Origin of the sequence: Spirillospora sp. NPDC049652 (genome assembly GCF_040675125.1) — a bacterium.
In the GTDB taxonomy this organism is placed as follows: domain Bacteria; phylum Actinomycetota; class Actinomycetes; order Streptosporangiales; family Streptosporangiaceae; genus Spirillospora.
Genome location: NZ_JBFAOF010000408.1, coordinates 1 through 6,037, shown reverse-complemented (window position 1 = coordinate 6,037; position 6,037 = coordinate 1). Strand labels below are relative to the sequence as shown.

Sequence of the window (6,037 nt, the reverse complement as noted above, 5' to 3'; positions counted from 1 at the left end):
TGCCGCCGCTCGCCGCCGACCGGCCCGTCCGGCCGGGCCTGCTCGCCCGTCAGCTCCGCGACCCGGGCGTCCGCGTCGGCATCCTCGCGACGTTCCTCATCGTGACCGGCCACTTCGCGGCCTACACGTTCGTGAGCCCGGCCCTGCAGAAGCTCTCGGGGATCGACGAGCGGCACATCGGTCCGCTGCTGTTCGGCTTCGGCCTGGCGGGCATGATCGGCAACTTCGCCGCCGGTGCCGCGCTGGCCCGCCACGCGCACCGGACCGTGCTGGCCATCGCCCTCACCCTGACGGCCGCGATGCCCGCGTTCGTCCTGCTCGGACGGGGGCCGGTCACCGGAGCCGCGCTGCTGATCCTCTGGGGCCTGGCCTTCGGCGGCGTCTCGGTCGGCCTGCAAACATGGATGATCAAGGCCGCGCCGCAGGCCGTGGAGGCGGCCTCCGCACTGTGGGTCGCGGTGTTCAACCTGTCGATCGGGCTCGGCGCGCTGGTCGGCGGCGTCCTGGTGGACGCGCTCGCCCTCCAGGCCGTCCTGTGGCTCGGCGGGGCGTGCGCCCTCGTCGCGGCCCTCGCGATCTGGACCGCCCGCGCCCACACGAACCTCCGCTGACCAGGTCGTATGGCCGCGTGTTTTCGGTGGGCGGGCGGCCGGGCTTGACTCTCACATTGGTGTGAGTGTCTACCGTCCCCGACATGAGCGCTACTGACATGCGGGCCGTGGGGATCGACGAACACGGCGGGACGGACGTGTTGCAGGTGCGGCGGGTGCCCGAACCGGAGATCGGGACGGGTGAGGTGCTGGTCCGGACGGCCGCCACCAGCCTGAACCCCGTCGACGCCAAGACCAGGGAGTGGAAGGTCGGGACGCTGCCCGCCCAGCTCGGGTGGGATCTCGCCGGCACCGTGGTGGCCAGTGAGGATGAGCGGTTCCGACCCGGCGAGCACGTGATCGCGATGTCGGCGCAGATCGCGACCGGGCGCGGCACCTGGGCCGATCTGGTCTCGCTGCCCGGGGATCTGCTCGCGGCGGCACCCCGTTCGGTGAGTCTTGAGGAGGCGGCGACGCTTCCGCTGGCCGGGCTCACCGCGCTTCAGGCGTTGGAGCTGGCCAAGGTGGGCGCGGACGACCGCGTCCTGGTGGTCGGGGCCGTGGGCGGGGTGGGCGGACTGGCCGTCCAGCTCGCCCGGCACCTCGGGGCCCGGGTGGACGGGCTGGTCTCGCGGGCGGGTCACGTGGACGCGGCGCGCGATCTGGGGGCCGAGGAGGTCGCCGTCGATCCGGCGGCTCTGGCCGAGGGGGGCTATCAGGTGGTCCTGCACACGGGCGGGCCGCATTCGACGCAAGGGCTCGCCGATGGCGGACGGTACGTGTCGATCACGGACGACCCGCTGCCGGACGTCCCCGGCGCGGCCACCTCGTACGTCGAGCAGAGCGGAGCGCAGCTCGCGGAGCTCGCGGCCCTGGTGGACGAAGGTGTTCTCCGACTGCGCGTGGCGGCCGGGTTCCCGGTCGAGCGGGTGCGCGAGGCTCACGAACTCTTCGAGGCCGGCGGCCTCGTGGGCAAGGTCGTGATGACCTTCAGCCCGCCGACGCCCGAACGTGCCGAGTGAGGGAGGCCCAGGCGGCTGCGTCGAGGATCAGCTTCGGCCCCTCGGGATCCTTCGAGTCCCGCACGGCCACGACCGGCGAAACGTCCGCGATCTCAACGCAATTCTGCCCACCTTGAGAGCTACGGCTACTCTTGCGCCACTGGGCGCTGGAGAGGTCGGCGATCTCGACGCACTCGCCACCTTGCTCACTGCTGCGACTGCTCTTGCGCCACCGAACGGCAGAGAAGTTCAAGGTGGTCACTTATAGTCCTCCGCTACGCTCAGAATGTACTTGTGGGCCTGGGTGCTCGGCATTGCCTCGCCCATGACAAGGTCCCACCGTACTGAGTACTCGGCAACGACTGCGGGGTCTTCGATCACCTGACTGATCTCCGGCCCCTCGTGATATCCGAGCTCCTCGCCACCCGGCAGTGTGAGCATCACGAAGGAACCGTCATTCGAGCCCGCAGTGACGGCTGTGAACGGCAGAACGTGGATGTTGATGTCACGCCGAGTGGTGGAGAGATGGACCAGCCATTCGAGCTGCTGCCGCATGACCTTCGGTCCCCCGACCGGCCGTCGAAGAACGGTCTCATCAAGCACTACCCGCAGCCGTGGCGGCACCTCTCGGGCGAAGATCTCCTGTCGCTTCATACGGGCGGCCACTCTGTCATCGAGACTGTCGAGGGGTTCACTGAGCCCCAGGACAGCCCGAGCGTACTCCTCTGTCTGAAGCAACCCGGGAACCAGCCGAGCCGCGAACATGCGGATGCCGGTCGCCGTCTCCTCAGCCGCTGAGTACTTCTCGAAGCCGGGTGGGACGGCGACGTGCTTGCCCTCGCGTTTGATCTCGTCCCACATCGTCCAGAAGGTGCGGGTTCTGGAGGTGCCGAAGCGGAAGTCGCAGTCGTCGGCGGTGGCCTCGGACGGCGGTTTGCGGCCCGTCTCCAGCTTCTCGATCCACGTCGTGCCGCAGCCGAGTTCCTCGGCCAGCTGGGGACGGGAGAGGCCCGCCGCCTCCCGATGGGAGCGCATGACCCGTCCGAACGAGCGGAGCAGCGGGTCGCGGGTGTAGCTCGGGTCGTCTGGCATTGGGGTGTCCCCTCGGAGTGCCGGGGTGCCGCATGGGGGGTGACGGTGTCGTAGCTGAGAGTAACTCGGAGGTGTGAGGCTGGTGGCACGAAGAAGCGAACGGCTCCCTCGAAACGAAGGTTCAACCCGCCATGAACGCGTGCTCACCCTCGGAAGAGTCCCTGCTCGCCTCGCTGGAGGCGGACTTCCCCGCCTGGGGGTTCATCCTCAGCAGCAAGAAACGCTGGTGGGCGCTGCGGGGTCCGCTGCCCATGGACCGGCTGCAGGAGAAGGACGTGTTCGACTGCGACACGGCCGCCGAGCTGCGGGCCGCGCTGATCGCGGACGGATGGGGCCACGGGAAGCAGGAGGGCTCCCGGTGACCTCGTCCGGCATGTGACGGCGCGTCCCGCCTGGAAGGCGGCGCGATCGGCGGACAGCCCCCTCCGCCGATCGCGCCGCCGATGTCGTTCTAGCGGGACGCGAGGCCGAGCCTGATGGCGTGTTCGACCGGGGACGGGCCGTCCACCGAGAGCGGCACGGCGGGTTCGAGGCCGGGCTGCGCCATGAACTTCACGTTCCGGCCCCGGTGGCCCTGCGCGGCGTGGACGAGGAACGGATGGCACAGGTACACGTCGCCCGCGCGGCCGGTGGCGAAGGCTACTTTCCGGTACTCACTCGCGGCTGCCGCCTGGTTGGCGATTTCCATGAAAGCCAGTCCGTCTTCGCCTGCGGGTTCCAGGAGCGGCGGGACGTCCAGGTGGGAGCCGACGCGGACGCGGGTCGGGGCGTCGTCCTCCTCCGTGTCCGAGAACAGGAACAGGACGAGCAGGGCGCGTCCGCGCGAGGTCAGGTTCACGCGGTAGCTCAGGTAGTCGTTCGGGTCGGGACCGGGGAAGCTCGACTCGATGTGCCAGCCGTCGTCGCCCGGGTCGTCGTCCGAGGGGAAGCGGACGGCGTAGCTGCCGCCGACCGTCTTCTTCGGCGTCCAGCGGCCTTCGCCCACGAGCGCGTCGTACGCCTGGTGCAGGCTCGGGCTCTGGGCGGCCTCGCGGAACGGCGGCTGGCCCTGGTCGTACAGCCGGAGGACGGGCTGGGTCCAGGTGGACGGGTCGTCCGGGGAGCATCCCGCCATCTCCCACAGCAGCGCGCGGCCCTCGTCGGCGACGGCGCGCGGGAACGCCTCGGGCACGTGGACGAAACCGTCCCGGATGAAGCTTTCAACGTCGATATCCATCGGTGGGGCAGCCTGCCGAAACGTCCGGCGCCGCGTCCAGCGAATTTCAGGCGTACAGGAGGGCGGCCAGGACCGTCCCGGCCAGCATGAACGGGCCGTAGGGCATCTGGTCCTTGCGTCCGGCACGGCGGAACAGCAGGAGGGCGACGGCGACCAGCCCGCCGAGGACGATCGTGCCGAACAGGCCGGTGATCCAGGCGGGACGGCCCAGCCAGCCCAGGTACAGGCCGAGGACGGGCGCGAGTTTCACATCGCCGAACCCGATCGCGTTCGGGACGATGAACCACTGCACGGCGAACACCAGGAACAGCAGGCCCGCCCCCGCGAGCATCCCGAGCCAGCGCGACGGGTCGGCGATGAGCAGCAGCACTGCGGCGATCGGAATCGACGGCAGGGTCAGCGGGTCGGGAAGGCGTTTCAGCGCGACGTCCACGACGCCGAGCAGCACGCACAGCACGCCTAGGAACGCGAACGCCGGGACCGCCGCCCCTGAGACGCGGAAGCCGAGAAGCAGCGCCAGGACGACGCAGCCCGCGAGCGTCCACGCGTTGCGCAGGGGCTGAGTCCAGTCGGCCCGCACCGACCACACAGGGGCGCTCATGCGCGCAGCCTAACGACGGAAGACGCTGAGTTCGACGCCGCCGACGACGCGTCCGCGCAGGGCCTCGGCGAGGCGGTCGGACACGCGCTGCGCCGTGGCCCGCTCGTCGTGGCCGGGCGCGACGGCGAACCGGACGGCCAGCTCGGTGTTCTCTCCCCGGCCCACGCGGACGCCCTGGACGGCCGGTTCGGACCCGAACGCGGCGTCGATGGCGGCGAGGATCTCGGGGTCCTCGTGCGGCGGCGGGACGGGACGGCCCTCGGCGAGCAGGTGCAGGTGCAGGCCCTCGACGGCGAACGGGACGGGGCCCGCGACGTCCAGGACGAGCGCGTGCGCGCCCTCGTCGAGCGCGGCGACGGCGGCCTCCTGCGCGCTGACCGCGACGGGCCGGGCGTCCGGCCGCCACGCGGCCATGGTCTCGGTGGCGGTGAAGCCGAGCACGCCCCGGCGGCCGTCCTCGCCCATGAGGGTGGGGAGGGCCATCTCGCTGTTCTTCTCGCGGCGCAGCTCACCGGGCGCGACGTCCTCCTCCTCGGTGAGGACGGCGACGATGGGCACCAGCAGCCGCTTGCCGAGCAGTGCGGCGATGACCGCGTGCGCGCCGGCCCGGCCCGCGGCGTGCGCGGCGAGCGCGTCCCGCAGCCCCGGGTCGGCGCTGCCGTCGTCGTCGGGGAACTGCGGTACGGGAATGGTCAGGTCGGGCACGCCAGGAAGGGTACCGGGGCGGGCGGCCACCTGGTGATCCGGGTCCGGCACGCACCGTGACCGGCCTTACGGCGGCTCGCGGAGGGTCGGCGGATGTGATGTAATCCGCGGGTTTCGGCCGTCCCGCCCCCCGCCTCCGCTTGGAGTTCCCGTGTCCGACCAGGCTTCTGAGCTGCGCTCCCGGTGGCGCGCGCTGGCACCGTCCGTCCGCGAGGGGATCATCAGGACGGGGCGGGCGGACGAGCCCGAGGCCCAGTGGATCGCGGTCAACTACGCGCGGATGCGGCTGGGACGGGTGCGGCGGCGCTTCCGGGTCCTGCTGCTCCTCTACATCGTCGTCCTCGGGACGGCGCTCGGGCTGCTGCGCGGGTCGGGCGTGATCGGCCCGGCCGGGGTGCCGGTGGCGGCGGCCGTGATCACGATCCCGTCCGTCCTCGGGCTGTTCGCCTGGATGCGCGGACAGGTGATCGCCTACAGCCGGATCATCACCGTGAACGAGGCCGCACCGGTACTGGAAGGAGCGGGTCCGGGTCCGGGCCTCGTGCCGGGGCGGGGTGAGGCGCTGGCCGTGCGGGTCGTCCCGGGCCGGCTGATCCTGCGGTTCGGCCTGACCTCGCTGGTGCTGGTCGTCGTGGGCGCGGTGATGCTGGCGGTCGAGCGCAGCGTCTCGACGGCCGTCACGTGCTGGACGGCCTCCGTCCTGGTCCTGTTCCTGCTGGGCTGGGCCCTCGCGCGGATACGTCGGCACAACCCGCTGGTGACGCTGTCCGAGGACGGCGTGACGGTCGCGGGGTGGCGGACGACCGTGCCGTGGAGCCGGATCACCGGCATC

The 6,037-nt window shown here is 71.4% G+C and carries 9 protein-coding genes; 4 read left to right on the top strand and 5 right to left on the bottom strand.

Annotated features, from left to right (window positions below; translation table 11 throughout):
- Together AB0J52_RS23605 and AB0J52_RS23600 are read left to right on the top strand one after the other, a co-directional pair.
- Positions 1-611: MFS transporter (locus AB0J52_RS23605; protein ID WP_500184189.1), on the top strand; the 611-nt coding region annotated here is incomplete at its 5' end.
- Between the two features lie 83 nt (positions 612-694).
- Positions 695-1,612 carry an NADP-dependent oxidoreductase gene (locus tag AB0J52_RS23600; protein WP_500184187.1) on the top strand — a complete coding sequence of 306 codons (918 nt, stop codon included), beginning with the start codon at positions 695-697 and terminating at the stop codon, positions 1,610-1,612.
- On the opposite strand, the gene AB0J52_RS23595 is transcribed toward AB0J52_RS23600, so the two are convergent.
- Together AB0J52_RS23595 and AB0J52_RS23590 are read right to left on the bottom strand one after the other, a co-directional pair.
- Positions 1,581-1,853 carry a DUF397 domain-containing protein gene (locus AB0J52_RS23595; protein ID WP_500184184.1) on the bottom strand — a complete coding sequence of 91 codons (273 nt, stop codon included), beginning with the start codon at positions 1,851-1,853 and terminating at the stop codon, positions 1,581-1,583. The two genes, AB0J52_RS23600 and AB0J52_RS23595, sit on opposite strands and share 32 nt — an antisense overlap.
- On the bottom strand, positions 1,850-2,683 hold the full coding sequence (locus tag AB0J52_RS23590; protein ID WP_500184183.1) for a helix-turn-helix domain-containing protein: 834 nt from the start codon (positions 2,681-2,683) through the stop codon (positions 1,850-1,852). Before AB0J52_RS23590 ends, AB0J52_RS23595 begins: the two co-directional genes overlap by 4 nt.
- Before the next feature lie 131 nt (positions 2,684-2,814).
- Between AB0J52_RS23590 and AB0J52_RS23585 the strand changes: the two genes are divergently transcribed.
- Positions 2,815-3,045 carry a hypothetical protein gene (locus AB0J52_RS23585; RefSeq protein ID WP_500184182.1) on the top strand — a complete coding sequence of 77 codons (231 nt, stop codon included), beginning with the start codon at positions 2,815-2,817 and terminating at the stop codon, positions 3,043-3,045.
- Between the two features lie 89 nt (positions 3,046-3,134).
- Here the strand turns inward: AB0J52_RS23585 and AB0J52_RS23580 are convergent, their stop codons facing one another.
- The 3 genes from AB0J52_RS23580 to AB0J52_RS23570 are packed head-to-tail and all read right to left on the bottom strand — an operon-like array spanning position 3,135 to position 5,205.
- Complete coding sequence (locus AB0J52_RS23580; protein ID WP_500184181.1) at positions 3,135-3,899, bottom strand: phytanoyl-CoA dioxygenase family protein; 765 nt, start codon at positions 3,897-3,899, stop codon at positions 3,135-3,137.
- A 46-nt stretch (positions 3,900-3,945) separates the two neighbouring features.
- Positions 3,946-4,500 (bottom strand): prepilin peptidase, encoded by a 555-nt coding sequence (locus tag AB0J52_RS23575; protein ID WP_500184180.1) that lies wholly within the window; start codon positions 4,498-4,500, stop codon positions 3,946-3,948.
- A 9-nt stretch (positions 4,501-4,509) separates the two neighbouring features.
- Positions 4,510-5,205, bottom strand: coding sequence for an SseB family protein (locus tag AB0J52_RS23570; RefSeq protein WP_500184179.1), 696 nt, complete (start codon positions 5,203-5,205; stop codon positions 4,510-4,512).
- 151 nt (positions 5,206-5,356) lie between these two features.
- On the opposite strand from AB0J52_RS23570, the gene AB0J52_RS23565 reads away from it, so the two are divergent.
- Positions 5,357-6,037: hypothetical protein (locus tag AB0J52_RS23565; RefSeq protein WP_500184177.1), on the top strand; the 681-nt coding region annotated here is incomplete at its 3' end.

Excerpts from the sequence above, each read along its gene's own strand:
- AB0J52_RS23600 (WP_500184187.1), top strand. The coding sequence starts at position 695 with ATGAGCGCTACTGACATGCGGGCCGTGGGGATCGACGAACACGGCGGG.
- AB0J52_RS23590 (WP_500184183.1), bottom strand. The coding sequence starts at position 2,683 with ATGCCAGACGACCCGAGCTACACCCGCGACCCGCTGCTCCGCTCGTTC.
- AB0J52_RS23580 (WP_500184181.1), bottom strand. The coding sequence starts at position 3,899 with ATGGATATCGACGTTGAAAGCTTCATCCGGGACGGTTTCGTCCACGTG.
- AB0J52_RS23575 (WP_500184180.1), bottom strand. The coding sequence starts at position 4,500 with ATGAGCGCCCCTGTGTGGTCGGTGCGGGCCGACTGGACTCAGCCCCTG.
- AB0J52_RS23585 (WP_500184182.1), top strand. The coding sequence starts at position 2,815 with ATGAACGCGTGCTCACCCTCGGAAGAGTCCCTGCTCGCCTCGCTGGAG.